This window comes from Mesorhizobium shangrilense (assembly GCF_040537815.1).
Taxonomy (GTDB): Bacteria; Pseudomonadota; Alphaproteobacteria; order Rhizobiales; family Rhizobiaceae; genus Mesorhizobium; species Mesorhizobium shangrilense.
Genome location: NZ_JBEWSZ010000003.1, coordinates 284,674 through 309,576, shown reverse-complemented (window position 1 = coordinate 309,576; position 24,903 = coordinate 284,674). Strand labels below are relative to the sequence as shown.

Below are 24,903 nucleotides of genomic sequence, written 5' to 3'. Positions count from 1 at the left end.
CTACCAGCGTCTTGGCGGGTTTTGGATTTTTTCATGGTAGTGGTCGGCTCCTTCAATGGATCGCGCCGCCGAACACCTCGGCGACCGGTCTGGATCAAGACCAACACGAAGAATGGCCAAAGCCAAAAGTCAGCCGAGGCGTTGGGGCGCGACGCGGCGGCCAGATTGTTCTCGGGACCGCAAACGCCGAACGCGATCTTCTGCGGCAACGATCAGATCACCGGCGGCGCGTGCAACACGCTGCGCGAGATTGGCCTGGCAATACCTGCCGACGTCGCCATCGTCGGATTTGACAACTGGGATGTGATGGTGCTTGCGGCGCGACCGCAGCTGACCAGCATCGATGTGAACCTGAGCGCGCTCGGACACGAGGCTGGTGACAGCGTGCTGGAGACAATCGCCGAAGGGAAGCTGAGCGGCGTCAGGCGTCGGCTGTGTTCACTGGTCGTGCGGGCATCGTCGAAGCCGTGAGCACGCCAATGCGCTTCATTGCAGGAACGGATGCGTTCCAATGAACGAGTTCAAGCCGGTTCGGGTCGTTGATGTCGCGCTGGAGGGGCAATTCTGGCGCGAGCGGCTGGAGATGGTGCTGACACGGACCATCCCCACCCAGCACGTCCAGCTTGGCAAGCACGGTATCTTGCAGTCCCTGCTTCACCGGTCAGGAACCGGCGGCGTGAGAATCTCGCTTGCCGGCTGGCTATCTGCCTGGTTGGGCGGACCCAAAGACTGGTGCGATCAGCTGCGTCCGTGCCTGATAAGACTGCATCCGTCGTTGCCCATTTATGCGGACGTTCATGCGCAGTGGCTTGAAGCGATGCGGCGGGCACTGGAACCCAGCGCAATCGGTCCACGGTTTGCAGCTCGACTCCACCTGCATCTCACGCAGATAACCGACGCGATGGCGGCACGCTGATGGCCGGCTCCGACGACAGTTTCGACATCGTTATCGTCGGAGGCGGGCCGGTCGGACTTTCCTTCGCCGCGTCGCTGGGGCAGAGCGAACTGAAGGTGGCAGTTGTTGAACAGCAGCCCCTTGAAAGGTTGGCGGATCCGGCTTTCGACGGTCGCGAGATCGCGCTGACCCACGCCTCGATCAGAATCCTTCGCGAGCTCGGCGCCTGGGATGCCATCCCCGCTTCGCACAAATCACCACTGCAAGGCGCGCGTGTGCTCAACGGATCGAGCCCTTTCGCTCTGTGCTTCGATTCTCCCAGAGGATCTGGGGAACCACTCGGATTTCTGGTCCCAAATTGTCGCATCCGCGATGTCCTGTTCAAGATCATCCGCTTGCAGGATCATGCTCAGCTGATATGCGGCCACTCGGTCGTCGATGCAGCAACCAGCCATAAAGGAGCAGTCATAACGCTCTCTGATGGCAGGCGGTTGACCGCTCGGCTTCTCGTTGCGGCGGATTCGCGTTTGTCGGCAACGCGCGACCTGCTCGGCATCGGCGCCGATATCAATCGGCTCGGCAAGGCGATGCTGATTTGCCGGGTGAGGCACGAGCGCGCCCATCACCAGATCGCAGTCGAATGGTTCGATCACCGTCAGACGATAGCGATGTTGCCGCTCATGGAAGGCGTGTCGTCGCTGCTTCTCACTTTGCACTTAAACGAGGCCGATAGATTGCTTGCTTTGGACGACGATTTGTTCCTGAGGGAATTGACGAACCGGTGTCGAGGGCGCCTCGGAGAAATGACCTTGGCAAGCAACCGCCATAGCTATCCGCTGGTCACGACGTGGGCGCACAAGTTCTGGGCACCGAGCGCCGCACTCATCGGCGACGCTGCCATTGGTATGCACCCGGTGACTGCGCATGGCTTTAACATCAGCCTCAGTGGCCAGAAGCAACTCGCCCATAGAATCCTGACGGCATATCGCGACCGGCGCGACATTGCCGATCCCGACATGCTCCACGGATACGAAAGCTGCCTGCGCCGGTCGGCTGCACCGCTCTATAATGCTACGAATTTACTTGTCGGACTCTACTCAGGAGAGCACTTGGCGGCACGGCTTGCAAGACATGCGGGGCTTCGCTTTGTTCAATATCTTCCCTTTGTCCGCCATGGCATTTCGGCCATGCTTAGGCGATGAAATCACAGACAGTCTCGACTCCTGCCGTTAGCAACGCTGCGTCCATGTGTCGTTGGCGATGCTCGGAATGATGCGGATCAAGGCGTGGCGCGGGCAAGACCTCAATGATCAGCCGGCAATGTTGAGAGGAGGCATACGAGCCACCGCACCAGGCCAGAATCCGTCAGGATCAGCTTGCTGATCTGAGGGCCGGTCCCTTCGTGTCAATGCCGATCAGCACTATGCTATCAGGCCTTATTTTGACGGTGCAGGCCCTTTCCGGCGGCGGCTTTGGCGCCGCAATCTGGTTCCTGGTCGTCAATGCGATAAATGTCGGCCGCCTTGCACTCGCCCGCTACCAGCTAAAGCAAACGGGACGCCAGGACGATCTGACAGGGATTTCGCCGCGGCTTCGCTGGTTTGGCATCCTTGCTCTTCTGGCAGGGTTTGCCTTGTCCTTCCTTGCCGTCCTTACGGTTGGATACACGAAACCGCACGCACCTCTGCATCTGATTATTCTGGCAGGCATCTCAGCTGGTGCTGTTACATACGGCAGTTGATATGCCGCGGCAGCGACCAACTTCATCACACCCCCACTCCTCATCACAGCGGGGTGCTTGCTGGCGAAAGGCAACTTTGAAGGGTACGTTCTTGCTTTCGCCGTTCTGCTCTTCCTGGGCGGCCTGGTTCGAGCTTCGTTTGTTGGACAAGCGCGCTTCCGCGCAGCGAGCCGCCTGAGGCATGAAGCCGAGCGGCTTGCGGCCGAAATGGAGGCCAGTTCCGGGCGGGACCACCTGACGGCCCTTCTCAACAGGTGTGGCCTCGAACACGCTATCGCTCGGTTCGAGACCGCAGACGGCCCCTTCGTTGCAATGCTGATCGATCTGGACGGGTTCAAATCCGTCAACGATACCTACGGTCACAGGACCGGTGATGAACTGCTTGTCAGGATCGCCCGCCGGATAGAGGAGGAAGCACCGGAAGGCTCAACGCTCGCCCGCATCGGCGGCGATGAATTCGTGCTGTTTTTTCCCTCACCGGGGGATTCGCTTTCTGCCAGTGATCTCGCCTGGCCGCAGCGCCGCCATGTCGCCTTGGTGGCGCGATTTATCGTGCGGGATGAAGGCGGGACGTGCGTAAGGGAGCGCTAGCATTGTCGCAATATGAAGACCCCAGCCGGAGCAACCAGATATGCATGTTTTGGATTGTCGTGACCGTCATGGCAGTGCTATTCGCGAGCTGGTGGGTAGCTTAAAAGACGCGCGACGTTCGACAAATGCATCCCAAATAAAGTTTGCATCCCCGCCAAGCCTTCCGGCATGCTGCAGAAGCTAGGTCCTGCCGGATTGAATCGGTCTTCGCCTTTATATGGCGAACACAGGATTTCGTGCGAGCTTGATGGTGTTGGGCGCGACCCCATCTCCACTGCCTGTGCCCGGCCGTCTGGCTCGGTGAGCGCAGCAAATACTGAGGTCGCTAAGCGCTCCAGCTGACCAGAAACGATCCATGCGGCGATTTTGAGCGATGCGGACGGAGAATGTGTCCTTCGCAGTCATGTTTTATAGACAACTTGCGGCGGTTTGGCTGTCAATGCTCGTCGAGGTGTGGCCGATCGATCGCGCTCGCAGCCTGTTATTCTTCTTCGCCGCTGACATTGAATAATCCCGGTGGTTGGTCCGCCTCCGCCCCGAACAATTTGAGCGCGATGCGTTTAGCGAACGCTGGTGCCCAGATATGTGACGGTCAGGCTTCAATGACGGGGAATGTGAAGGATTGACTGATAGGGCTTGCGGGCGGAGCTCGTCGGCCGCTCAATCGAAAGCGTCATTTGAGGAGGGCACTCTCCCGCATGCAACTGGAAGACACGCTCGTCCAGTTCCTTGTCTACTTCCGTGAGACGATGGTTGAGGCGAAGGTAGTCCGTCCAGGTCGGCGTGCGGAACGTTTCTGTCCATTGCATAGGCTTCTGAAGGTTGCGCTGAAGCGTCCAGTTCCGAGCCCCGACGCGGCTGTGGACGTGCCGGCGCTCGCGCATAAGGTCGAGGAAGGCCTCGAGATTTCTCTCGGGTATCAGATATTCGACCTTGACCGAGATCGGGCCGCTTCTTGGCTTCAAATTGAGAGCGACTGCCGGGGCGTTGAATTCCTCCAAAGGATCCGGCTCAGATTCTCGACGTTCTCGGAGAGGAAACAGCACGCCGGCTGCAGCGACGAGCAGCAGCGCTCCAGCGGAGCCCTCCAGCGCCAAGGTCAGGGAATGGTTCTGCGTCACCGTGCCCCACAACCAGCTGCCGGCCGCGATGCCGCCATCTATCAAAGCATAGTAGATCGAGATGGTGCGGCCCACGACCCAGCGCGGGCTCGCCAGCTGCACGCTTATGCCAACCCCGGACCAGGCGGTGACCCAACCCGCGCCGCCCAAGGCAAGCGCGATTGCCGCCACCGTAATCGAAGAGGTCAGTGCCAGGGACAGGGAGCATGCCGCGCAAGCGACGCAGGAGAGCCTCATCAGTCGTTCTTGCGACAAGCTCCGTCTGAATGTGCTGTTGGAGATGCCGGCGAAGACGGCGCCAGTTCCAAAGCCGGCCATGAGCGTGCCATAGGCGAGCGGCCCTCCTCCCAAATGATCGCGGACAACCAGCGGCAGCAGCGCGAGTATGGCGATGCTCGCCAGGCCAAAGAGGGTTCCGCGGGCGATCGCTGCCTTTATTTCCGATGACATCGCCGTGAAGCGCAGCCCATCATAGATTGCCGTTCTCATCGACTCGCGCGGGAGAGGCGAAGAGCGAACCTTCCACTTGCAGCGCCATATGGTGACTAGCGGTACCAGATAGGCGAGGGTGGTCACGGTAAAAGCGGTGAGAAGGCCAAAAGAGGCAACCACGATGCCGCCGAGTGCCGGGCCCACGGTCCGGACAGTGTTGAAGCCGACGGAGAGCAGGGTAACGGCTGCGGGGACATCGCGCCGATCCACCATATCGCCAACCGAAGCTTGCCAAGCGGGATCGTTGAGAGCGCCTCCAGATGCGATCAAAAAGCTGAAGCCGAGGATCATCCACGGACTGACAAAGCCCAGCGCCACAACAGCGGTCAGCATCGCAGAGGCTATCACCATAAGGCAGCGGCCGGCGAACATGACCCGGCGACGGCTGAAATTATCAGCGAGAACCCCGGCGAACACAGACAAAATGAAAGCGGGCAGGTTCGACGAGGCCTGGACCAGCGCAACCATCAGATCGGAAGACGAAATCGTTGCCATCAGCCAGCTGATGGCAACAGTCTGCATCAACCAACCGAGGCTCGAGACCTGCGTGGCGAGCCAGATCGAACGAAAGGTCGGCTGCATGAGTGGCGCAAAGGTCGTTGGTGCAGCCAAATCTTCATTTGATCCAGCCACCCTACTCATTTTGCGAGCCTTTGCTTTCCGTTATTGGCAGCGGTGTCTCGCATGTAATCTCGACTGGATCATGGCGGCTGATAGAGACTGGATCGTGGCGGCTGATAGAATTGAGAGATCATTGCCGATCGGGAATTTTTAACGGGTCGACGCGCCATTGAGCGGGACATCGACGGTTTTGCTGACCAATGCCTGGACGACGCCAGCAGAAAGCCGGCTGATCGCAGAGGCACTGAGGAATGGAGCGGACCCATGCGTGCCAGATTATCCGGGAGTCTAGGGCGCGATGAATCCTCGAGCGACCTTATTTGTTTCTATGTCTTTGGCCAAAAAAGAGAGTACATTCTTTACATCGGTGACAAGGTCGGCTGAGAGCGATTGTCGCGCTTCCGCGCTAAAACAGGGAGGGAGCGATGACCAATTCCGAAAAATCCGCATGCGGCATAGCCTACCCTGACGATCTCGCGTTGCTGAAGCGGATCTATGATCGGATCTGCCAAGAAAGAGGTATCCGCGCAGACACTGCTGAAGCGTAGCAGTTGGCCATGCGAGCAATGGACCTATTTGGTATGGGCGTTTTCGAAGAAGATGCTCTTTACAAGAACCTGGCATAGGCAGCTAATCATTTTGGACCCAAAGAGGGGGTGGTCGGAAACCTGGGAGGAAATGATCGATGGACTACGAACTTGGTATTCGCAATCAAGATGACGATCAGCCTTACGAGCTCACCTCCTTCGCCAAAAAGCATGGCCTGACTCTCCCGATTGCGGATGCAGTACTGTTCGCAAGAGGGCCGTCTCGAACGGCGTGTGACACCGCTGCTTTGGCTTTCCTCTGCGCCGTCGCCACCTATGCCAGGAAACAATCGGCGCGCTAGTTTTCGCCGAGAAAACCCCAGTAGCGAAGCGTGGCGCAAGTCCGGTTCGCCTGGCAGGTGTCTGATACGGCCGATCAGGTCGCCTTCACCCATTGTGGCCGGCCCTTCATGCCACCTTCGGTGCTAGGCTGGGGGGCTTTCCATACGTGCTTCCAAAGCCAATCCGGCATCTCCCGGCGCTGCCGACATAGCGGTCGGTTTCGGCGCTCCGACATAAACGCAAAAGCCGGCTGAACTCACATTGGACGCCAAGCAGATCGTATCAACGATCGTGAAGCTCATCTCGCCAGCCGGCGGGATGCATTAGGTTCAGCCAAAGAAGCAAAGATGGAATCTAACCAGAGTTTTGCGGCCGAGAGCTGCTGCACAGGGTTCATCTCGCCTTCGACCACGTCATCCAAGGTGCATAGTTGTGGGAGCCCGGATTCTCGCTTGTCGTTTGACGCACCATGCTTCATCAAAGGGAACTTTGCTGAGCGATGCCTTTTCGCGAGATGCGACGATGTTTCTTTCGTTGAAAACTCACCGACCAGCGGCGTTCAATGCGCTGAGTGTGGGGAGAGTGAGGACGCTTGCAGATCTTTGACAGGATGGATTCGCTAATAGACGCAGACGATTGCCGGGCCGCGATCGAAGAGGCGCGCACCTTGCTGCATCAGCTTGAAGAAAGGTCTGACGCGCTCAGACATGCGATCGATGACTTTCTGCTCGATCTGATGACGCTGGCTTTCATTGTTGAATGTTACGGACGCGGCTTTGAGCTTTTGGCGCGAACGCTTGCCCGTAGAAGACTGGCAAAGGTCAGGCTTTTGTCGGGAGGGGTCGACTCCGCTATGGGGAATGACATCTAAAGGCCTATGGCTGAAGCGGCGGTCGCCCCGCGTTCCGCATAGTGACGAAGGTAACGGTACCGCTCTTCGGCAACGGCGCGTCATCATGGTAGCGTTTGGGCGTGCCTTCTGATGCCTCGGTCTCGCTCACGCCTATCCGAATATGGCCGATGCTGGAGAGTCCTCGAAGCCGGCATGAGGGCTATAGGCCCCGTAGTTGGGGTACCGAGCGTAGGCCGTTCGACGTGTGTACGGCGAAAATGCGCTTCGCAGCCACGATGCCTTCGCATTGTTGAAATTCGACCAACGTGCTGAGTCCCTTGGCCGATCACAAATCTTCGGCGTCGCGGTATCCGAAAAATTCTCCACCTCACGTCCACAACCAGTCTATTCGGTTCACCTATTCGGTTTCGGGCGAAGAGGCTTCAATCGCCAGCACATCCAGCCCCTCAATCTCCTGCATCACTTTTCCGGCGATACCCTGCAAGTCACCATACATGCCGAGTTCATGCCGACGGTCGACTCGACTACGCCTTGTATTCGAGCCTCCTGCTTAGCCCACAGGCGTGTCGTGGCCTTGCGTTCCTTGGCAAGGTCCTACTGCATGTCGGAGAATTTCTCCACGATCGCCTCGACGCGGCGGCGGAACCGCGGACCGGTCAGATAGCCGTAAACCTGCTCCATTTGGTAGCCTGGCCGTCCTGGGCCAGGCGGGAGTTCGCCAGCTCGATCATGGATTGTCGAAGCATAATGGCGATCGGGATCGCACATTTGGGATGGACGACATAGACTCCGCCACAAGATCGAAGGTTTCCACGCAGGAAGGCAACGCTTCCGAGACCATCAGCGCCCTGCCGGCGATCTGTTCTTCTTTTCCGCAACCTTCATTTTGAGGCCGTCTTCGGCTTCGGAGCTCGCCTTCACGTGAACGGCGTCCAATCCTTCCCTTCCTTTCGATGGTCAGCGCCATCTCCCGCTTTTCATCGTCAAGCGTACGCTGCTTTTTCAGGAATTCCGCCTGTTGCTGCTGGGCTTCGGTGAGCTTCTCGCGCGCCTTCAACATCGCCTCCAGCTCGGCAAGCTTGTTATCCTTGTCCTCCAGCTCTACCGAAAGCAGCAGTTTTGCCTTGCGGGCTTCCTCGACCGCGATTTCGGCACGCTCAAGCTTGATTTGCTCGGCCACCTGGTTGCCGATGTCGTCGCGAAGCCGAATGAAATTCGGATCGGAGCGATCGCGAGACACTGCGTCGGTCACGGGCAGAATCGTGGCTATCCGCCCAGGATGGGGATGCATTATGACGATCCGATCTCCGAGATAGACTGCTTCATCGACGTCGTGCGTGACGAGCACGGCGGTTGTGCCGTCGTGCCGGACGATCCGCTGAAGCTCGTCCTGCAAGCGCAGCCGGGTCAGCTCGTCGAGGGCTCCCAGCAGCTCGTCGAGTAGCAGAAAGCGCGGCTTCGTCACGAGCGCGCGGGCGATCGCCGCACGCTGCGCCATGCCGCCCGACAATTGGGCGGGATAGGCTTTGGCGAATTGATCGAGGCCGACGAGATGCAGATGGTCGCGAACGAGTTTGCCCCGTTCGGCAGCGCTCAGCGCGCACAAGGATGTGGGCTTCCTGACCCTGCTGCTTCAAGACGACAAGAAGGGGCTACAGGTCGACTATGATGGCGGCTGGGTCAACATGGACCCGCTCCCCGGAACGCTGGTCGTCAACATTGGCGAACTGCTCGAACTGGCCTCGAATGGCTATCTGCGCGCCACCGTTCATCGTGTCGTGACACCGCCTGCCGGCGTCGAGCGGATTTCCGTTCCTTTCTTCTTCAGCGCGCGGCCGGATACGACCATACCGCTTCTCAGTCTGCCGGAGGAACTCGCGGCCGAGGCACGCGGACCGGCAAGCGATCCGGACAACCCCGTTGCCGCGATGTCGGCACCAATGTCCTGAAAAGTCGTCTGCGTTCACATCCGGACGTGGCACGCCGCCACTATGCCGATCTTCTCGAAACCGGAGCCGCGCGCTCGTGAGGCCTGCGGGCGATGCGGAGCACGAATTTTTGCCATTTCGCGCTTTCTTTGGAACGTTTTTCGTCGCCAAAGCCCTGAAATAAGCTCAAACAGGTAAAATCGTTCAGCGGTTTCCTCCCATTCGGCTGAACGGTGTTCCCCTCTGAAGGTTTTAACCTTCTTTTGGCCGGGCCGCATTCGAGCCCGGCGGGCGGCCCCTTGCTCAGCGGCGCTGGAAGGCGTTTTCCTAGGGTTCAATCATTCGGAAACAAGACGGCTCGCATTCGCCGCCGATGTGCATTTTGGAAGCAATCTGCTTTCCGGATGGGCAAAAAATTGGATTGCCGTTTCTTAGTCTACAAAAATTATAGAGTTAACTTCGAGGCAGTCGAACAGAGCGGGGGACGTTCCGCGATCGGCTGACAACGATGAACCTAAGGAGTTGACTGACATGACGATTGCAATGCGGCCTGGCGCCGGTTGGAGGACGGCACTGGCGACGACGCTGGTGGTGGCGGCAGGATTGTTCTCGACCGCGACCCAGGCCGGCCCGACGCTCGACAAGATCAAGCAGCGCGGCTCCATCAAGGTCGGCGTCGGCACGACCCAAGGCTTCTTCTCGCCGGACAGCAACGGTCGCTGGCAGGGTTTCTTCGTCGACTACGGTCGCGCCCTGTCGATCACCGTCTTCGGCGATCCGGACAAGGTGGAGTTCACCAATTCCTCACCGCAGCAGCGGCTGCCCGCGCTCCAGGCCGGTGAATTCGACGTGCTGCTGTCGGGCGTCACCGTGACGATCACGCGCGCCTTCCAGCTGGGCTTCCATTTCGGGCCGACGGTTTTCTATGACGGGCAGGGTATTCTGGTGCGCAAGGATCTCGGGGTGACCAAGGCGGCCGACCTCGACGGCGCCACGATCGGCGTTCAAAGCGGCACCACCGGCGAATTGAACATCGCCGACTTCTTCCGCAAGACCGGCAAGAAATTCACGCCCGTAACGATCGAGGACACCGGCGAATTCACCAACGCGCTGGAAACGTCGCGCGTCGATGCCATCACGCAGGATTCGTCCGATCTCGTCGGCAAGCGCACCCAGCTGAAGAAGCCCGACGACTACATCATCCTGCCCGAGCGGCTGTCGAAGGAACCGCTCGCACCGGCGATCGCCGGCGGCGACGACCGCTGGCTGGAAATCGTCAACTGGACGGTCAACGCAACCATCCAGGCCGAGGAATGGGGCATCACCAGCAAGAATGTCGACGAGTTCCTCAAGTCGCCAGACCCGGCCATCCAGCGCTTTCTCGGCGTCGACCCGTCGCTTGGCCAGGCCATCGGCCTCGATCCGAAATTCGCCTACAACATCATCAAGACGGTCGGCAATTACGGCGAGATCTACGACCGCAACCTGAAGCCGCTCGGCTGGGAGCGCGGCTATAACAATTTGTGGACCAATGGCGGTCTGCTCTATTCGCCGCCGTTCCGCTGAGAACCGATGTCCTCGACGGTTGAAGCCATGCCGGGTCCAGACGGACCCGGCACAATCGGCAAGATCGCCCAGTGGTGGGGCAGCTGGCCGCTGACGCAGGTCGCCGCGATCGCGGCGGTCATCGCGCTGTTCTGGCTGCTCGGCCACAACACGGCCGAGACGATGACGCGCATCGGCATCACGCCGGGCTTCGACTTCCTCGGCCGTCCCGCGAATTTCGAGATCGGCGAGGCGCCGATCGCCTTCAAGGCGGGCGATCCCTATGCGCTTGCCATTCTCGCCGGTCTTCTGAATACGTTGAAAGCGGCAGCACTTGGCTGCGTGCTGGCCACCATCCTCGGCGTCGCGCTTGGCGTGGCCAGCCTCTCCGGCAATCTGCTGCTGGCCGGGCTGGTGCGCTGGTATGTCGAGATCGTCCGGAACACGCCGCTTCTGCTGCAGTTGTTCTTCTGGATCTCGCTGGCAAAATCCTTTCCGTCGCCACGCCAGGCGCTCTCGGCCTTCGACAGTTTCTTCCTCACCAACCGAGGCGTGTTCGTTCCAGGGCTCGGCTTCCACAATGTGTCGGCGCCAACGCTCTGGCTGCTTGGCGGCCTCGCCATCGCCTATCTGGCTTTCCTTGTGTGGGCGCGGCGCCATTGCGGCTTGCCTGCCAGGCGGCTCGGCCTGGCAACCGTCGCCCTGCTTGGCGGCGTCGTGCTTGCCTTTCCGTTGACAGGCGCCGGCGCCGCCTGGGAGATACCGGTGCTGGCCGGCTTCAACATCCGTGGCGGCTACAATCTGACGCCGGAATTCGCGGCACTCCTGACTGGACTGGTGGTAAAATTCTCGGCGGCAATCGCCGAGATCGTGCGGGCCGGCATCCAGTCGGTCGATCGCGGTCAGTGGGAGGCCTCGAGGGCGCTTGGCCTGCACAACGGCCAGATCATGCGCCTCGTCGTGCTGCCGCAGGCGTTGCGTGTCATCACGCCGTTGACGACCTCCAGCTACCTGGACCTGACCAAGGATTCCAGTCTTGCCGTCGCCATCGGCTACCCCGACCTTGTCAGCATCATCAACACCACGGCCAACACGACCGGTCAGTCGCTGGAAGCGCTGACGCTGCTGATCGCCATCTACCTGGCGATCAACCTGTCGGTCTCGGCGGCCATGAACCTCTACAACCGGCGCGTCGCGCTCAGGGGAACTGCTGGGATATGACCATTGCCGAGGCTCTTGACGTGCGAACATGGCGGTCGTCGGTAACACTGCGGACGCTGAAGACCGGGCTTTTCGGCACGCCGCTCAATTCTGCCATCACCGTCGTCACGGTGGCGCTGCTAGGTTGGATCATACCGCCGCTGCTGCGCTGGGGCATTCTCGACGCGACGTGGACGGGAACGTCGGCCGATTGCGCGGCTGCATCGGGTGCATGCTGGGCGTTCGTGGGAACAAAATTCCGTTTCATCCTGTTCGCCTTCTACCCGCCGGCGCTGCAATGGCGGCCGCTGGCCGTCATGGTGCTGTTGCTGGGGCTGCTCGTCATCACCGCGCAACCGCGATTCTGGCGCAAGGGACTGCTCGTCGCCTGGCCTGTCGTGATCGCCGTCAGTTGGACCCTGATGTCCGGCACGCTGACGCCTCCGGCCATTCCTTCAAACCAATGGGGCGGACTGGCGGTGACGTTGTTCGTCTGGTCGGTCTGCTTCGGCCTGGCGATGCCGCTGGCGATCCTGCTGGCACTGGCGCGGCGTTCCAGCATGGGTGGCCTGCGCACGCTCGCGATCGCCTTCATAGAACTGATGCGCGGCACGCCAATGGTGGCCATCCTCTATGTGGCGATGCTCATCCTGCCCATGGCTATGCCCAGTGGCCAATTGATCGACAAGAACGTCCGGGCGATGATCATGATCACGCTGTTCTGGTCGGCCTATGTCGCCGAAGTCGTTCGCGCCGGTCTCCAGGCGATCCCGGCAGGCCAGTATGAAGCAGCGACGGCTCTTGGCCTCGGCTACTGGCGGATGATGCAGCTCGTCGTCCTGCCACAGGCGCTGCGCCTGGTCATTCCCGGCATGGTTAATCTGGCGATCGGTTTCCTGCTGGCGACGTCGCTGCTCGCCGTCATCGGTATTTTCGATCTGCTCAATGCCGCGCGATCCTCGGCGACCGATCCGCAATGGCTCGGCTATTACGACGAGGCCTATCTGTTCGCCGCCTTGATCTATTTCGTGCTGTGCTTCGGTGGATCGCGTTACAGCCTGTGGCTGGAGAAATACCTGCGTCGGTCGGAGCGCCGCTGAACCTCAACGCGATTTTCGAGTACAACATCCGTTTGCAGCGAGGTATCCCAGTGCCAATCCAGACAAACACTCGCGTCGTGCTCGCGGCGCGGCCGCAAGGGAGGCCGAAGCCCGGCGATTTCCGCATCGAAGCGGTTGAAATTGTCGAGCCGGGGGAGGGCGAACTGCTGCTGCAGATCCTCTATCTGTCGCTTGATCCCTATATGCGCGGACGCATGAACGCCGCCAAATCCTACGCCAAGCCGGTCGAGATCGACGCTGTGATGGAAGGCGGCACCGTTGCGCGCATCATCAAATCCCGCCACCCGGAGTTTGCGGAAGGGGATATCGTCCTGTCTCATTCGGGATGGCAGAGTTTTGCGCTGTCCGACGGTGTTGGGCTGCGCAAGCTCGACCCCGCGGCGGCACCCGTCACCACGGCACTTGGCGTGCTCGGCATGCCCGGCTTCACCGCCTATGCCGGTCTGCTCACCATAGGGCAGCCAAGACCTGGCGAGACGGTCGTCGTGGCGGCGACGAGCGGCGCGGTTGGGTCGGCCGTTGGCCAGATCGCGCGCATCAAGGGGGCACGTGCGGTCGGCATCGCCGGCGGCGCCGAAAAGTGCGCTTTTGTGCGTCAGGAACTCGGCTTTGATGCGGTCGTCGATCACCGTGCCGCTGATTTTGTCGGGCAGTTGAAGGCAGCCTGCCCGGATGGCATCGACATCTATTTCGAGAATGTCGGCGGTCCCGTCTGGGATGCGGTGTTTCCCCTGCTAAACGAATTTGCGCGTGTGCCGGTCTGCGGGTTGATAGCGCAATACAATGTCATCGCGGATTCCGGCATCGACCGCCTGCCGACGCTGATGCAGCAAGTGCTCCAACGCAGCCTGACGATAAGGGGGTTCATCCAGCGCGAATTCGTCGACCCGCGCCCGGCATTCTACCGCGACATGGCCGACTGGATCGCGTCCGGCCGCGTTCGATACAGGGAAGATATCGTCGATGGAATAGAGAACGCGCCACAGGCCTTCCTTGGCCTTCTCGAGGGCAAGAATTTCGGCAAGCTCATCGTGCGGGTCGCGGGATAATTGTCGCGCAAAGGTGGGTGGGGCTGCCGAGCCAATTTCTGTGGCGGCGTCCTATTGCGAAATCTCGTACCACATCAATGACGGATCCTGGCAATCGCCGGTCAATTTCAAGGTATGCAGACCACGAAGCAAGGGCATCCGGGCCGTGTTTTTCCAATGCCGCTATGCGGCCATGGAGATCGCCTCAAAAGCGGCGCCCAATCGGAAACCTTAGCACCTTGGCGTTTTGGCGTGGCTGCTTGAACTCTTCGACGGCAACCGCCTCAATCAACAGGTCCAAGGCTTCGCGTCCCCTCCGGCTCATCGGGTCATCGCCACGAAGGTAATGATACGCTCGATCTAAATGCACTCGGGCGGCGGAAAAATCGCTTGTCATGTGACCCTTTCAGTAGCCGCCCGCGTCAGTCGTCTACGAGGTGAGGGTCGCGCAATCGTCAATATCCACAGACGGATTTGATTTAAATCGGGGACATCGGGGGAGTAGCCAGGACGTCGCCCACGGTGACTGAACGGGCTGACATCGGGGCCGAGGTCTCGGCATTCCTCGCGCGCCTGGAGGCTGGGGCCCCCTGACATGATGCCGCACTCGAGCCCGCCGACGAGATGGCCTCAGGACACGATTTGCAAGGGAGCGCTGGGACGGATGCGATCGCTCCTGTCAAAGAAGGGGAAGGATCGCAGCGATCGCGTGGACACGCTCCTTGATTTTCGTACTCAACCATACCGCCGAGACAGAGGTAAACCGGCCTTCGCCAGCATGGCAGCCACTTCCTTGGCGGTTTTCGTAGCACGCTAGTGAAGAGCCGCGACCGCTACGGTCCAGATCAAGACGCCGCCGAACCCCATTTTTAGGAAGCGCCGCCTGGCTGCTTCCACACACTCCAATCCAGCATGTCTGGGTCAACCTGATCGTCGCTGGTGAAATCTCGGATCAAGCCACTGTCGACCTATGCCAGCGAGGCTCGCCACCTCGGCCGTATCCACGTGTAACGTTCGCGACGGAACTCAACGCCACCCATCGGGGTAGCGTTGAATGCCGAAGGCGACAGCGGCCGCACCTCAGGCCTTCGCCTTTGCGTTTCGCCACAGGTTTCTTGGTTGGAGGCGCCTTCCTTCCCAAGCCAAGCGACTTTGCCAAAGCCGATCGGGTCGCCGAATAGTTCGGCGCAACCATGGGATAGTCTTTCGCCAAACCCACCGATATTCATCAGGCGTCAGCCCATGGCTGGTCGCAAGATCGCGCTTAAGCGACTTGTATTGCCTCCCGTCCTTAAGGCTGATGATGTAGTCCGGAAACACCGGCCTTTTAGGATTAACTCCCGGCTTGGGGGCCGGCTCTGGGGTACGAGACGCTGGGCCAATATTCGACAATGCCGAATTCACGCTCCACGAACTTTTCCAGTACCGAACTGACTTAGTCCCGCCGGCGGACATTTCGGTGCTTCCGCCTGTACGCCCTTCCTTTATGTGGTCGCGTCCGCGGCGGCTGCGCCGATATGGGGGCCGGAGAACGCCCGCCTCCACGGAGGCCAGTGGCGCCGTGCCAGCGGCGGCAATCCTCGAGGCGCAGCTTTCCGAGCGGAAATGGCTGGTCGGAAATTGGGTCCTACTTCGATTTCCGAACGGCGACGTTCCTGCCCTTCAACAATGCCGGCAATCTGCCGCTCTACGCTATCCGTCCGTCAGCGGCTGGTATCGCCAGCTCGACGCTCGATGCTTAGCGCGACCCCGTTCAACGGCTGGATGCGCCAGAACTGCATCCTGCGAGGAGCGAGGCCGAGCCGAACTAACATTGGTCCGTGATTGCCGGAGAGGATTTCCTCGCGCGCGGGACCCCTCAGTCTAAACCGGAAAGGATCGGTGTTCGACGCCTGCGGTGACGACACCAACGCTCGAAAACCCGCATCAGCTGAACCAATGGACGGCGCGACGACGCAAACTCAATCCCCCTATTCCGCCAGTTTTGAAATCTTCTCGCTCATTTAATTCTACAAAATCGGTAGTCTTAATGAATAAACATCTGCGAGGAGAGCCTGGCATGTCGAAGAAGCTGGTGGTGGGAATATCTGGCAATCTGACCCGTCCGTCGAAGACCAAGGCATTCATCAGCCACATCGCCGGCGAGACGGCGAACCGCATCGGGGCGACCTCGGCGATATTCGACATTGAAGATTTCGGTCCGTCGCTCCCAACCGCACGGCGCCTCGGTGATCTCGATCCGGCGGCCCGCGCCATCATCGAACAGTTGGCCAGCGCCGATGTGCTGGTGGCCGGGTCGCCGACCTTCAAAGGGAGTTATACCGGGCTTTTCAAGCATTTGTTCGATCTACTCGCCCCGTCATCGCTGCGCGGAAAGCCGGTGATCCTTGCTGCGACCGGCGGCGGCGAACGCCATTCGCTGATCGTCGAGCATCAGCTGCGGCCGCTCTTCGGCTTCTTCGAGGCACTCACAATGCCGACCGCGATCTACGCATCGGACAAGGACTTCGCCGACGGCGTCCTGGTGTCGGAAGCGATCCACACCCGCGCCCAGCAAGCGGTCGCCGAGGTTTCCCGCATCGTCGGGGCGGCGCGCGCCGTCAGTCTCGCCGCCTAATTCCCAAGCAGCCGTTTCGAACAAAGGACCCACCTATGACCAGCTCCGGCAAGTCCAGACAGATCAAACTCGGCGCCTTTCTGCCTGGTGGCGGCCAGCATGTCGCCGCCTGGCGCCATCCCGAGGCGCCGGCCGACGGCGCAACCAATTTCGAGTTTCACAAGCAGCTCGCGCTGACTGCCGAACGCGGCCTGTTCGACGCCTATTTTCTCGCCGACAATCTGACGGTCGGGCTCGGCGCCCGCGAGGGCGGCAATGGCAAGATCGCCGGTTTCGAGCCGGTGACGCTGTTTGCGGCGCTGGCCCCGCTGACGAGCCATCTCGGCTTCATCGCCACGGCCTCGACCACCTATGAGGAGCCTTACACGCTCGCCCGTAAATTCGCTTCTCTCGACCTTTTGTCGAATGGCCGGGCGGGCTGGAATGTCGTGACCTCGGCGGGCGACGAGACAGCGCGCAACTTCAATCGCGACGTCCAACCCAACCACGCCGAGCGCTATGCGCGGGCGCATGAGCATGTCGAGACGGTCAAGGCGCTGTGGGACAGCTGGGAAGACGACGCCTTCATCCGCGACAAGAAGACGGGCCGCTTCTACGACAAGGACAAGCTCCACGACATCGACCACAAGGGCGAGCACTTCAGCGTCAAGGGGCCGCTCAACGTGCCGCGCCCGGTGCAGGGTCATCCTGTGGTGGTGCAGGCTGGGCAGTCGGAGGACGGGCGCGGGCTTGCGGCGGCCTCGGCCGAAGTCATCTTCACCGCGCATCAGAATCTTTCCTCCGCGCAGGAATTCTACCGCGACATCAAGGCGCGCGTAGCTGCTGTCGGCCGCGATCCCGATCAGGTGCTGATCATGCCGGGCGTAGCGCCGTTCGTCGGCCGCACCGAAGAGGAGGCCCGCGCCAAATACCAGCAATTGAACGACCTGATCCTGCCCGAGGATGGCGTGGCGCTGCTCAATGCACTTGCCGGCCAGACGCTCGACATCAGGGGCTATCCGCTCGACGGGCCGCTGCCGCCGAGCAGGGAAACGGAGGGCATGAAGAGCCGCCAGGCGCTGATCCGCCAGATCGCCGACGAGCACAACTTCACCATCCGCCAGCTCTATCAATGGGTCGCAACCGCCCGAGGCCACTACACGGTGATTGGCAGCGCCGTCCAGGTCGCCGATCAGCTGGAGGAATGGTTCACAAACGAAGCCGCCGACGGCTTCAACATCCTGCCGCCATGGCTGCCCGGCGCGCTCGACGATTTCGTCGACCTGGTGATCCCCGAACTGCAGCGCCGTGGCCTTTTCCGCACCGCCTATGAGGGCAGGACGCTGCGCGAGAATCTCGGCCTCAGGCTGCCGGAGAACCCGTGGACGGTTGCGCGCTCGACCGTGCTCGCCGCCGAATGACCCGTTTGAAGCGAAAGGCATGACGATGACTTTGCAGCACATCGAACGGTCGATCGGTATCGGCAGGCATGAAAGCGGCAACGGCTTCGGCAAGGAGGCCTTGCGGCTGGCCGGCCGGACCTCGGCGCGGATCCTGTCGCGCTATGGCGTGCTTCTGGGCTTCCTGGCGCTCTGGCAGGAGGCGGCGAGCAGCGGCTGGGTCAACGCGGCGGTACTGCCGCCGATCGACGCGATCGTCGTGGCACTCTGGAAGGGCCTCGCCGGCGGGGGCCTGCTCGGCGACATCGCCATCAGCCTGCAGCGCGCCGGCTTCGCCTTCGCCGCGGCGGTTGTTGTCGCCGTCCCGCTCGGTCTGGTCATGGGCCAGGTCCGCGCCGTCGAAACCGCGCTCGATCCGATCGTGCAGCTTTTCCGCCAGACCTCGGCGCTTGCGCTCTACCCCGTCTTCATCCTGCTTCTGGGGCTGGGGGAAGCCTCCAAGGTATTCGTCATCTTCTGGGCGACGCTGTTTCCGCTGCTGCTCAACACGATCAGCGGGGTCAAGGAGGTCGATCCGAAGCTGCTCGAAATGGCGCGGGTCTATGGCGCCCGGCGGCTAACGGTATTCCGCCGCGTCGTGTTGCCGGGAGCCGTGCCTTCGATCTTCGTTGGCCTGAGGCTGGGCGCGACCACCGCGCTGCTGCTCCTGATCGCCTCGGAAATGATCGGGGCCAACAAGGGTATCGGCTTCCAGGTGATGAATGCCCAGTACAATTTCCAGATCCCGCTGATGTTCGCGGCGATCGTCATCCTGGCTGCGCTCGGACTGATCGCCAACCAGGTGCTGGTTGCCATGCAGCGGCGGCTCTGCCGCTGGAACACTTCCGTCTGAGACGCCGTCTCCCCTTCTCGAACCGTGAAAGCCCGGATCATGACCATCACTCGCCGTTCGCTTCTTTTGCGTGCTCCCATCGCCGCCGGCATTATCGCCGCCGGCCTGCCTGCCATCGCGCGGTCGCAGGCTGCTTCCGTCAAAATTCGCTATCTCGCCGGCCGCGGCGGCATCTCCCCGCATGAGCTCGCCGACGCGCTCGGCTATTTCGAGGGCCTCGGCATCGAGCTCGAAAATGTCGGCTATGCCGGCGGCGGTCCGGAATCGCTGTTCGCGCTGGCCTCCGGCAGCGTCGATTTGGGTTCGGCGGCTACGCCAGCCGTGATCAACTCGATCGCAGGCGGCAACGACTTCGTCGCGGCCTACCCGAGCAACGGCATCAACAAGGACGTGAAAAGCGTCTTCTACGTGCTGGAAGACAGCCCGATCAAATCGATCGCCGACATTGCCGGCAAGACCATCTCGGTCAACACGCTCGGCGCCCATCTCGACTATACGGTGCGCGAAGCACTGCACAGCGTCGGCCTGCCGCCGGATGCCGCCAAGCTCGTCGTGGTGCCGGGGCCGCAGCTCGAACAGACCTTGCGCTCGCGCCAGGTCGACGTCGCGGGGCTCGGCTACTGGCAGGCGACCTTCGCTGGCGCCTTGGTCAGCAATGGCGGGGTTCGCGGCGTGTTCAACGACACCGATGTGCTCGGCGAAATCGCCGGCGGTTTCGTCGTGTTGCGGCGGGACTTCATCGCCGCCAATCCCGACGCTGCCCGCAACTTCGTCGAGCAATCGGCGCGTGCCGCCGACTGGTCGCGGCAGAATCCGGACGAGGCGCGCAAGGTGGTCGCCGACGTCCTGAACAAACGCGGCGAGAATGGCGATCTGGCGCGTTACTGGACCGGCTTCGGCCTGCGCGAGAAGGCGGTGGCGACCGACCACGACGTCGACTTTTGGGTGAGCATTCTCGAGCGTGACGGCCGTTTGCCGAAACGCAAGCTCAAGGCGGCCGACATCCTCTACCGTCCAGGCGAAACCAAGATCAACTGAGGAGGATCGCGCGCATGGCTACCGCACGCGGCGGCGAGGTCAGGATACGCGACCTGTCGAAATCCTTCGCACTCGGCGGGCGCCAGCTTGCCGTGCTGCGCTCGCTCAACCTCGACATCCGCTCCGGCGAATGCCTGGTCATCGTCGGCGCCAGCGGGTCCGGCAAGACGACGCTGCTGCGCATCCTTGCCGGGCTGGAGGCCGCCGACGGCGGTGCAGTCGCGATCGACGGCAAGCAGGTTGACGGCGTCGGGGAGGAACGGGCGGTGATCTTCCAGGAGCCGCGGCTGCTGCCTTGGCTCACCGTGCTCGGCAATGTCGCCTTCGGTCTCGAAGTTCGCGGCGTGCCCAGGTCGGAGGCCGAGGTGAGGGCGCGCTTCTACATCGCGCTGGTTGGCCTTGCCGAGTTCAGCGATGCCTATCCGCGGCAGCTTTCGGGCGGCATGGCGCAGCGCGTCGGCATCGCCAGGGCGCTGACCGTTCAGCCCGAGATCCTGCTGCTGGACGAACCACTCGGCGCCCTCGACGCCATGACCAAGATCTCGATGCAGGAAGAACTGGCGCGCATCTGGAGCGAGGAGAACGTCACCATGGTCATGGTCACCCACGACTTGGAGGAGGCGATCTATCTCGCCGACCGGGTGCTGATCCTGCCCAAGGACAGAGGCGGCGCGGCACGGCTGATCACCGTCGACCTGCCACGCCCCCGCGAACGCAGCGAAAGCCGCTTCGTGCGCTATCGCGAGGAACTGTTGCGCGAGTTCGGCCTGCACTGAGTGTCGGCTGTTCGACGACGCTGCAAGCTGCCTCGGTACGCCGCGGAAGCGAACGGATAAAGAAATTGGCAGCCTAATGCGCCCGGGCGATCATACCGGAGACTTCGAGGTTAGTGGTAGGATTGATACCGATACCTACGTTGCCGGAGCCGGACACCAGTAATGCGATGTGCCGCTGATGTTCAGGCGGATGCCGCAGTTTGCGGCGGATTCGATTATCCCGTGGAGGGACTCTGGCCCGACAGTCGCCGACGAAGGCGATCAGGTAGTCGAACGTGTTCTCCGACGCGGCAAACCGAAGATGCAGTAGCTTGCCCGTCGCGTCGTCGATGTAAACGAGCAGGGCGCATTTGGGGCCGCGGTTCTCGAACCACCAATGGTGCGAGCCGGCGATCTGAACCAACTCGCCGAGGCAGTCGCGCCTCTTGCGCTCCCGGCGCGATGTCCAAATGCCAGCTTCCGTCATCCATTTGCGCAGCGTCTCGGTGCTGACCGGCAATCTGGGCCATTCAAGCAGCTTCTCGCGCGCAAGTGTCGGGCCGAAGTTCCGGTAGCGATCGCGCACCAGATCCAGCGCGGTGTTGCGGAAGTCATCATCATGGCCTCGATTGCTCGGCCGGCCGCGCTTCATCGAGGCCAGGTCGCCGGGGCCGTCCTGGTCATAGGCCTGCAACAGCCGATGAACCTGACTTCGACTGAGGTGCAGCAGCTCCGCCGCCTGGACGACGCTCCGCCGTCGGTCACGAACAGCTCTTTTTGCGACAAGGTGACCGAAGGCATGATGGCTCCGCAATGCACCCGGTCTCACGCCAGGCATTTGAAGTCGCCAGCCTTCCTTTCCAGCTTCATGTTGACCAGCCTCGGAAGCGGGAAGTGTCGCATTGTGAGTTCCAGCTGAAGTGCGACCCGGCAGTGCGGCAGGTTAGCGCGTTCACCGATTGGCCGACAGTATCTTCTGACGGAAGACTTCGGCCGGTGTTCGGAAGTCGAGGCATTTGCGGGGCGTCGAGTTGAGATGGGCGCACACCTGGTGAAGGTCTCGATGCTCGATCGATAGTGGATCGGTGTCTCGCGGAAGCCATTTGCGAGCGCGGCGGTTGGTGTTTTCCACCGTGCCTTTCTGCCACGGCGCCTGCGGATCGCAGAACCATATCTGAACGCCGAGACCGGCCTGAAGGTAGGGCCAGTCTGTGAATTCTGTGCCGCGGTCGAAGGTGATCGATCGACGTGCGGAAAGGGGAAGGGGACCAAGCACATCGATCAAGCCGTCCATGATGGCGCGCGACTGCCGGTCGTTATTGCGCAGGAAGACCGTGAAGCGGCTCACCCGTTCAACGAGCGAAGTAACGTTCGCCTTGCCGAATCTCTTGCGGAACTGGATCAGGTCGCACTCCCAGTGTCCGAGCTGTTTTCTGTCCCGAACGATGTCCGGACGGTGCAAAATGCTTAGTTCTGCGCTGAATCGACGGCCATGACGCCGTCTGGCGTGCCTCGGCCGGCGTCGGGCGCGGCTCTCCGGAAGATAGCGCCACAGCTTTATCTCCTGACCGTCGGCCGAATAGGCAAAGCGATAGATCGTCTCGTGGCAGACGCGGACGCTGCTGCGTTCATAAGCCAATCGACCGGCGATCTGCTCGGGCGACCAGCCATGCTTGATGCGCTCGATGATCGATGCGCAAAGCTTCGGATGCCGAACCAGCTTACGATAACGGCCGCGACGTCCTTTGGCCCGATGGTTGGCCGCCACACAGAAATAGCCGCTGAGATCGGGCATCTCCCGATCCTCGAACTTGTTCCGCTCAATCTCTCGGAAAATCGTCGAGCGATGGCGGCCAAGCTTCTCAGCAATCGCATCGACACTGACACCAGCCTGGCGCCAGCGCTCGATCTTGCGGCGTTCATCCAAATCGATCTGGAGTGTAGGTGCGTTTCATGTGCGGATCCTTGCATGCGATAAGCCATTGGTATCGCTGCGCAGTCGCACTTCAAGATAGAACGCACCCTGCTACAGCTTAAAGTTGCATAAGATAGCTTATGGAACTTGCAGGCGGTTTTTCGGCTGTTGCTTTTTTCGCTCAAACCGCCCTTTATGAAGTTGTGGATTTTCTCGGTAAACTGCGGTCTCATCTGTTGCGTTTTTCGCCTGAGATGTCACCAAAAAGGCGGGACAGGATGCCGGTCAACCTTGTCTCCATCTCTGCCGCCGACGCTAGCCGGCCTAGTCAGCGCATCAGATCAACGTCAGCGTTCAAGTCCGTAGCTTCGACTTCGCTGGCCGCATTCACGCTGTCGAAAATCACCTGATTAAAGACGTCGGAATCAAACGCGCCGCGAACTTCCTGCCGCGCAGCGCGTGGCCAGCAAATCCGTCATCGTCACACGCGCTTCGCCCTGCCCCCGTTTGGAAACGAGCAGGGAGACGACATTCTCTTGCACAGCGATTTGTGAGATAGTTTATTGATCCAATGAATCTGGAGAGAAGTTCGTCATGGGAACCAGCAGTCAGCTTTTGCTTCCTGGAAATGTCGGTCGGGAACCGTGCCAGGTCGGCAAGGCAGTCAAGCTCAGTGTCGCCACCAACCAGTCATGGCTTGACGACGAGGGTCAAAGAAAATCAGTCGCCGATTGGGTGACGGTCACCTTCTTCGAGGGAAAGGTGGCCGAATTCGTGCCGCGCCAGATTCACCAAGGCGACAAGGTGCTCGTCCAGGCGCGCGTGTCGGAAAGCATGCATCAGAAGGACGGCGTCATCCACTCCACCACGGACGTGATCGCCGAAGACATCGATCTGTTCGCTCCCGCCAGCCCGAGACCTGATCAGTGAAGCCGGCGCGTAAAACCATTGGCGTTGCGCTTGCGATCGCGGCGACATCTTGCGGCCTCGCCCTGACAATGCCGCCAGTCGCGCCAGCGCAGATCCCCACGTTGGACACCCCCACGGCGCCCGATGTCTATACCCCGGGCGACCGCGCAGCGAGCAATCCGATGCGCGTCGTGGTCCTCTCCCCCACGACGTTCCAGGATGTCGAAACCAAACAAAAGTACCGGCTCTATGTTGACGCCTGCGACCTAAGCCAGACCGCGAGGCTTGGAAAGCAAACATGGCCATGTGGCGTTGTCGCCGTGGCATGGCTCGTGAACGCCACCTTGAATAAATGGGTTGTCTGCTTGCCGGTCCGGAAAGACGAGGCTGTCATCGTCGCGCGTTGTGCAACCGGCGAAATGGCCGACGTCGCAGGCGAAATGCTGAAAGCCGGTATAGCCATCACCCTCCCCGACGATCCCGATCGTCGCATCCCAATCTACGCCCAGCTCGAGCGTGAGGCTCGCAAATCCTATCGCGGTATTTGGGCCAGCGCCTTCCAGATGCCTTGGCTGTACCGGAAATCCTCGCCAAATCCATGACCCCGGAGCACGACATGCGTCCCTTTCGCCATATCCTTCCCGTCGTCGCATCCGCGGCGTTGCTCGCCGGCTGCGCCGGGCTTTCGCCGGATGCTTCACATTCTGCCTTCGCCAGCCCCGTTGCGGTCACAGACCCCTATTGGAAGCCGGGTTGGGTCAGCCGCAGCAGGCAGGAATATGCCCCCGACTGGGGCCGCTTCCCGCCGATCGTGACCCGGCTCACCGGCTACCCAACAGAAGCCCAGGCGAACAACGCTTTGCGCCGTTCGCGTTGGAGCTCCGTGCCTTTGCGATCGCTCACGAAGGAAGGCATAAAGATGATCTCCGTCCCTGCAGAAGCCCCGGACATGATTGCTGCAGGCGTCCGCGTCTTTGCCTGCCGGCCAGGAGCGCTCAACGGCTATTCCGGCCGCGTGCAATATTACAACGGCCCCGTCGTCGCCTGCGCTTGCGACCTCCTGTCGGACGATGGCCGCGTGCTGGCCCGAGTACCCCTCAATTTCTACTACTGGCAGAAGGCTTGGCGCGTCCAAGATCCAAGACCGTCCTACAAGTCCGTACCGTGGGCTTATCAGGAACCCTCGCCCCCAAAGAGCAAGGGTTGGTTCGGCGACCGCTATTAAGCGGCGCCGTCACACTCCAATGGTCGAGCAAAACCAAAGCTTTCGCTACTGGCTTCTGCGACGCTACGGATGTGTCGTCACGCAGCTTGCCGATTTACTACCACGTCTCTCTCGCTATCGGCCGATGACCGCTCGGCGATGCTCTCGCCGAGCCTATTTTTTCCCAGG

Annotated in this window: 26 protein-coding genes and 3 pseudogenes; 23 read left to right on the top strand and 6 right to left on the bottom strand. The window is 61.0% G+C overall.

What is annotated here, in order from left to right:
• The first annotated feature begins 33 nt into the window (after window positions 1-33).
• From ABVQ20_RS30665 to ABVQ20_RS30645, 5 genes are all read left to right on the top strand, one after another.
• Complete coding sequence (locus tag ABVQ20_RS30665) at window positions 34-471, top strand: substrate-binding domain-containing protein (RefSeq protein WP_354463416.1); 438 nt, start codon at window positions 34-36, stop codon at window positions 469-471.
• 40 nt (window positions 472-511) lie between these two features.
• Entirely contained in the window at window positions 512-916 is a 405-nt protein-coding gene (locus ABVQ20_RS30660; protein WP_354463415.1) for a globin domain-containing protein, read from the top strand.
• Window positions 916-2,097 (top strand): 5-demethoxyubiquinol-8 5-hydroxylase UbiM, encoded by a 1,182-nt coding sequence (gene ubiM, locus ABVQ20_RS30655; protein WP_354463414.1) that lies wholly within the window; start codon window positions 916-918, stop codon window positions 2,095-2,097. The genes ABVQ20_RS30660 and ubiM overlap by 1 nt, the downstream gene beginning before the upstream one ends.
• A 206-nt stretch (window positions 2,098-2,303) precedes the next feature.
• Complete coding sequence (locus ABVQ20_RS30650) at window positions 2,304-2,636, top strand: hypothetical protein (RefSeq protein WP_354463413.1); 333 nt, start codon at window positions 2,304-2,306, stop codon at window positions 2,634-2,636.
• Between the two features lie 57 nt (window positions 2,637-2,693).
• Complete coding sequence (locus tag ABVQ20_RS30645; protein WP_354463412.1) at window positions 2,694-3,227, top strand: GGDEF domain-containing protein; 534 nt, start codon at window positions 2,694-2,696, stop codon at window positions 3,225-3,227.
• Window positions 3,228-3,826: 599 nt separating this feature from the next.
• Here ABVQ20_RS30645 and ABVQ20_RS30640 read toward each other — a convergent pair.
• Window positions 3,827-5,482, bottom strand: coding sequence for an MFS transporter (locus ABVQ20_RS30640; RefSeq protein WP_435528452.1), 1,656 nt, complete (start codon window positions 5,480-5,482; stop codon window positions 3,827-3,829).
• Between ABVQ20_RS30640 and ABVQ20_RS30635 the strand changes: the two genes are divergently transcribed.
• The 4 genes from ABVQ20_RS30635 to ABVQ20_RS30620 all read left to right on the top strand — a co-directional run bounded on the left by ABVQ20_RS30635 (window position 5,388) and on the right by ABVQ20_RS30620 (window position 7,201).
• The gene (locus ABVQ20_RS30635) at window positions 5,388-5,615 is read left to right on the top strand and encodes a hypothetical protein (RefSeq protein ID WP_354463477.1); all 228 of its coding nucleotides are present in this window, start codon (window positions 5,388-5,390) and stop codon (window positions 5,613-5,615) included. The two genes, ABVQ20_RS30640 and ABVQ20_RS30635, sit on opposite strands and share 95 nt — an antisense overlap.
• A 271-nt stretch (window positions 5,616-5,886) precedes the next feature.
• Window positions 5,887-6,009 carry a hypothetical protein gene (locus ABVQ20_RS30630; RefSeq protein WP_354463410.1) on the top strand — a complete coding sequence of 41 codons (123 nt, stop codon included), beginning with the start codon at window positions 5,887-5,889 and terminating at the stop codon, window positions 6,007-6,009.
• A gap of 137 nt (window positions 6,010-6,146) precedes the next feature.
• Window positions 6,147-6,350 carry a hypothetical protein gene (locus tag ABVQ20_RS30625; RefSeq protein ID WP_354463409.1) on the top strand — a complete coding sequence of 68 codons (204 nt, stop codon included), beginning with the start codon at window positions 6,147-6,149 and terminating at the stop codon, window positions 6,348-6,350.
• A 572-nt stretch (window positions 6,351-6,922) separates the two neighbouring features.
• Window positions 6,923-7,201: a hypothetical protein gene (locus ABVQ20_RS30620; protein ID WP_354463408.1), complete on the top strand. Its 279-nt coding sequence runs from the start codon at window positions 6,923-6,925 to the stop codon at window positions 7,199-7,201.
• Between the two features lie 709 nt (window positions 7,202-7,910).
• On the opposite strand, the gene ABVQ20_RS40550 is transcribed toward ABVQ20_RS30620, so the two are convergent.
• Window positions 7,911-8,693 carry an ATP-binding cassette domain-containing protein gene (locus ABVQ20_RS40550; RefSeq protein ID WP_435528459.1) on the bottom strand — a complete coding sequence of 261 codons (783 nt, stop codon included), beginning with the start codon at window positions 8,691-8,693 and terminating at the stop codon, window positions 7,911-7,913.
• An 82-nt stretch (window positions 8,694-8,775) separates the two neighbouring features.
• Between ABVQ20_RS40550 and ABVQ20_RS30610 the strand changes: the two are divergent.
• The 5 genes and pseudogenes from ABVQ20_RS30610 to curA all read left to right on the top strand — a co-directional run.
• Window positions 8,776-9,212 (top strand): annotated as a pseudogene (locus ABVQ20_RS30610) (2OG-Fe(II) oxygenase family protein); the annotation flags it as partial.
• Between the two features lie 442 nt (window positions 9,213-9,654).
• Entirely contained in the window at window positions 9,655-10,677 is a 1,023-nt protein-coding gene (locus tag ABVQ20_RS30605; RefSeq protein WP_435528458.1) for an amino acid ABC transporter substrate-binding protein, read from the top strand.
• Between the two features lie 6 nt (window positions 10,678-10,683).
• Window positions 10,684-11,877: an amino acid ABC transporter permease gene (locus tag ABVQ20_RS30600; RefSeq protein ID WP_354463406.1), complete on the top strand. Its 1,194-nt coding sequence runs from the start codon at window positions 10,684-10,686 to the stop codon at window positions 11,875-11,877.
• On the top strand, window positions 11,874-12,956 hold the full coding sequence (locus ABVQ20_RS30595) for an amino acid ABC transporter permease (RefSeq protein ID WP_354463405.1): 1,083 nt from the start codon (window positions 11,874-11,876) through the stop codon (window positions 12,954-12,956). Before ABVQ20_RS30600 ends, ABVQ20_RS30595 begins: the two co-directional genes overlap by 4 nt.
• A gap of 50 nt (window positions 12,957-13,006) precedes the next feature.
• Window positions 13,007-14,026: an NADPH-dependent curcumin/dihydrocurcumin reductase gene (gene curA / locus ABVQ20_RS30590; protein WP_354463404.1), complete on the top strand. Its 1,020-nt coding sequence runs from the start codon at window positions 13,007-13,009 to the stop codon at window positions 14,024-14,026.
• Window positions 14,027-14,210: 184 nt separating this feature from the next.
• On the opposite strand, the gene ABVQ20_RS30585 is transcribed toward curA, so the two are convergent.
• The gene (locus ABVQ20_RS30585) at window positions 14,211-14,402 is read right to left on the bottom strand and encodes a hypothetical protein (protein ID WP_354463403.1); all 192 of its coding nucleotides are present in this window, start codon (window positions 14,400-14,402) and stop codon (window positions 14,211-14,213) included.
• A gap of 555 nt (window positions 14,403-14,957) precedes the next feature.
• Window positions 14,958-15,460: pseudogene (locus ABVQ20_RS40545) on the bottom strand (Ros/MucR family transcriptional regulator).
• A 604-nt stretch (window positions 15,461-16,064) separates the two neighbouring features.
• Between ABVQ20_RS40545 and msuE the strand changes: the two are divergent.
• From msuE to ABVQ20_RS30555, 5 genes are read left to right on the top strand one after another with little or no spacing between them, the layout of a single operon-like run.
• Window positions 16,065-16,622 (top strand): FMN reductase, encoded by a 558-nt coding sequence (gene msuE, locus ABVQ20_RS30575; protein WP_354463402.1) that lies wholly within the window; start codon window positions 16,065-16,067, stop codon window positions 16,620-16,622.
• A 35-nt stretch (window positions 16,623-16,657) separates the two neighbouring features.
• The gene (locus ABVQ20_RS30570) at window positions 16,658-18,022 is read left to right on the top strand and encodes an LLM class flavin-dependent oxidoreductase (protein WP_354463401.1); all 1,365 of its coding nucleotides are present in this window, start codon (window positions 16,658-16,660) and stop codon (window positions 18,020-18,022) included.
• Between the two features lie 25 nt (window positions 18,023-18,047).
• Window positions 18,048-18,893 carry an ABC transporter permease gene (locus ABVQ20_RS30565; protein ID WP_354463472.1) on the top strand — a complete coding sequence of 282 codons (846 nt, stop codon included), beginning with the start codon at window positions 18,048-18,050 and terminating at the stop codon, window positions 18,891-18,893.
• A 39-nt stretch (window positions 18,894-18,932) separates the two neighbouring features.
• Window positions 18,933-19,931, top strand: coding sequence for an ABC transporter substrate-binding protein (locus ABVQ20_RS30560; protein ID WP_354463400.1), 999 nt, complete (start codon window positions 18,933-18,935; stop codon window positions 19,929-19,931).
• 14 nt (window positions 19,932-19,945) lie between these two features.
• Window positions 19,946-20,707: an ABC transporter ATP-binding protein gene (locus ABVQ20_RS30555; RefSeq protein ID WP_354463399.1), complete on the top strand. Its 762-nt coding sequence runs from the start codon at window positions 19,946-19,948 to the stop codon at window positions 20,705-20,707.
• Between the two features lie 256 nt (window positions 20,708-20,963).
• Here ABVQ20_RS30555 and ABVQ20_RS30550 read toward each other — a convergent pair.
• A pseudogene (locus tag ABVQ20_RS30550) lies at window positions 20,964-21,515 on the bottom strand (helix-turn-helix domain-containing protein); the annotation flags it as partial.
• A 123-nt stretch (window positions 21,516-21,638) separates the two neighbouring features.
• Window positions 21,639-22,619 (bottom strand): IS30 family transposase, encoded by a 981-nt coding sequence (locus ABVQ20_RS30545; protein ID WP_354463471.1) that lies wholly within the window; start codon window positions 22,617-22,619, stop codon window positions 21,639-21,641.
• A 122-nt stretch (window positions 22,620-22,741) separates the two neighbouring features.
• Between ABVQ20_RS30545 and ABVQ20_RS30540 the strand changes: the two genes are divergently transcribed.
• The 4 genes from ABVQ20_RS30540 (at window position 22,742) to ABVQ20_RS30525 (ending at window position 24,735) form a co-directional block, all read left to right on the top strand.
• Complete coding sequence (locus tag ABVQ20_RS30540) at window positions 22,742-23,011, top strand: hypothetical protein (protein WP_354463398.1); 270 nt, start codon at window positions 22,742-22,744, stop codon at window positions 23,009-23,011.
• Window positions 23,012-23,195: 184 nt separating this feature from the next.
• Window positions 23,196-23,531, top strand: a complete 336-nt coding sequence (locus ABVQ20_RS30535) for a single-stranded DNA-binding protein (RefSeq protein WP_354463397.1) — start codon at window positions 23,196-23,198, stop codon at window positions 23,529-23,531.
• Window positions 23,528-24,112, top strand: a complete 585-nt coding sequence (locus ABVQ20_RS30530) for a thermonuclease family protein (protein WP_354463396.1) — start codon at window positions 23,528-23,530, stop codon at window positions 24,110-24,112. Before ABVQ20_RS30535 ends, ABVQ20_RS30530 begins: the two co-directional genes overlap by 4 nt.
• On the top strand, window positions 24,109-24,735 hold the full coding sequence (locus tag ABVQ20_RS30525) for a hypothetical protein (RefSeq protein ID WP_354463395.1): 627 nt from the start codon (window positions 24,109-24,111) through the stop codon (window positions 24,733-24,735). Before ABVQ20_RS30530 ends, ABVQ20_RS30525 begins: the two co-directional genes overlap by 4 nt.
• Window positions 24,736-24,903: the final 168 nt, after the last annotated feature.

Bases quoted from the DNA above. Each gene is read 5' to 3' on its own strand.
- ABVQ20_RS30640 (WP_435528452.1), bottom strand. From the start codon at position 5,482: ATGAGTAGGGTGGCTGGATCAAATGAAGATTTGGCTGCACCAACGACC.
- ABVQ20_RS30585 (WP_354463403.1), bottom strand. From the start codon at position 14,402: ATGACAAGCGATTTTTCCGCCGCCCGAGTGCATTTAGATCGAGCGTAT.
- ABVQ20_RS30555 (WP_354463399.1), top strand. From the start codon at position 19,946: ATGGCTACCGCACGCGGCGGCGAGGTCAGGATACGCGACCTGTCGAAA.
- ABVQ20_RS30535 (WP_354463397.1), top strand. From the start codon at position 23,196: ATGGGAACCAGCAGTCAGCTTTTGCTTCCTGGAAATGTCGGTCGGGAA.
- ABVQ20_RS30565 (WP_354463472.1), top strand. From the start codon at position 18,048: ATGACTTTGCAGCACATCGAACGGTCGATCGGTATCGGCAGGCATGAA.
- ABVQ20_RS30650 (WP_354463413.1), top strand. From the start codon at position 2,304: ATGCCGATCAGCACTATGCTATCAGGCCTTATTTTGACGGTGCAGGCC.
- ABVQ20_RS30560 (WP_354463400.1), top strand. From the start codon at position 18,933: ATGACCATCACTCGCCGTTCGCTTCTTTTGCGTGCTCCCATCGCCGCC.
- ABVQ20_RS30540 (WP_354463398.1), top strand. From the start codon at position 22,742: ATGGAACTTGCAGGCGGTTTTTCGGCTGTTGCTTTTTTCGCTCAAACC.
- ABVQ20_RS30525 (WP_354463395.1), top strand. From the start codon at position 24,109: ATGACCCCGGAGCACGACATGCGTCCCTTTCGCCATATCCTTCCCGTC.
- ABVQ20_RS30600 (WP_354463406.1), top strand. From the start codon at position 10,684: ATGTCCTCGACGGTTGAAGCCATGCCGGGTCCAGACGGACCCGGCACA.
- ABVQ20_RS30595 (WP_354463405.1), top strand. From the start codon at position 11,874: ATGACCATTGCCGAGGCTCTTGACGTGCGAACATGGCGGTCGTCGGTA.
- ubiM (WP_354463414.1), top strand. From the start codon at position 916: ATGGCCGGCTCCGACGACAGTTTCGACATCGTTATCGTCGGAGGCGGG.
- ABVQ20_RS30570 (WP_354463401.1), top strand. From the start codon at position 16,658: ATGACCAGCTCCGGCAAGTCCAGACAGATCAAACTCGGCGCCTTTCTG.
- ABVQ20_RS30630 (WP_354463410.1), top strand. From the start codon at position 5,887: ATGACCAATTCCGAAAAATCCGCATGCGGCATAGCCTACCCTGACGAT.
- ABVQ20_RS30665 (WP_354463416.1), top strand. From the start codon at position 34: ATGGTAGTGGTCGGCTCCTTCAATGGATCGCGCCGCCGAACACCTCGG.
- ABVQ20_RS30605 (WP_435528458.1), top strand. From the start codon at position 9,655: ATGCGGCCTGGCGCCGGTTGGAGGACGGCACTGGCGACGACGCTGGTG.
- ABVQ20_RS30660 (WP_354463415.1), top strand. From the start codon at position 512: ATGAACGAGTTCAAGCCGGTTCGGGTCGTTGATGTCGCGCTGGAGGGG.
- ABVQ20_RS30625 (WP_354463409.1), top strand. From the start codon at position 6,147: ATGGACTACGAACTTGGTATTCGCAATCAAGATGACGATCAGCCTTAC.
- msuE (WP_354463402.1), top strand. From the start codon at position 16,065: ATGTCGAAGAAGCTGGTGGTGGGAATATCTGGCAATCTGACCCGTCCG.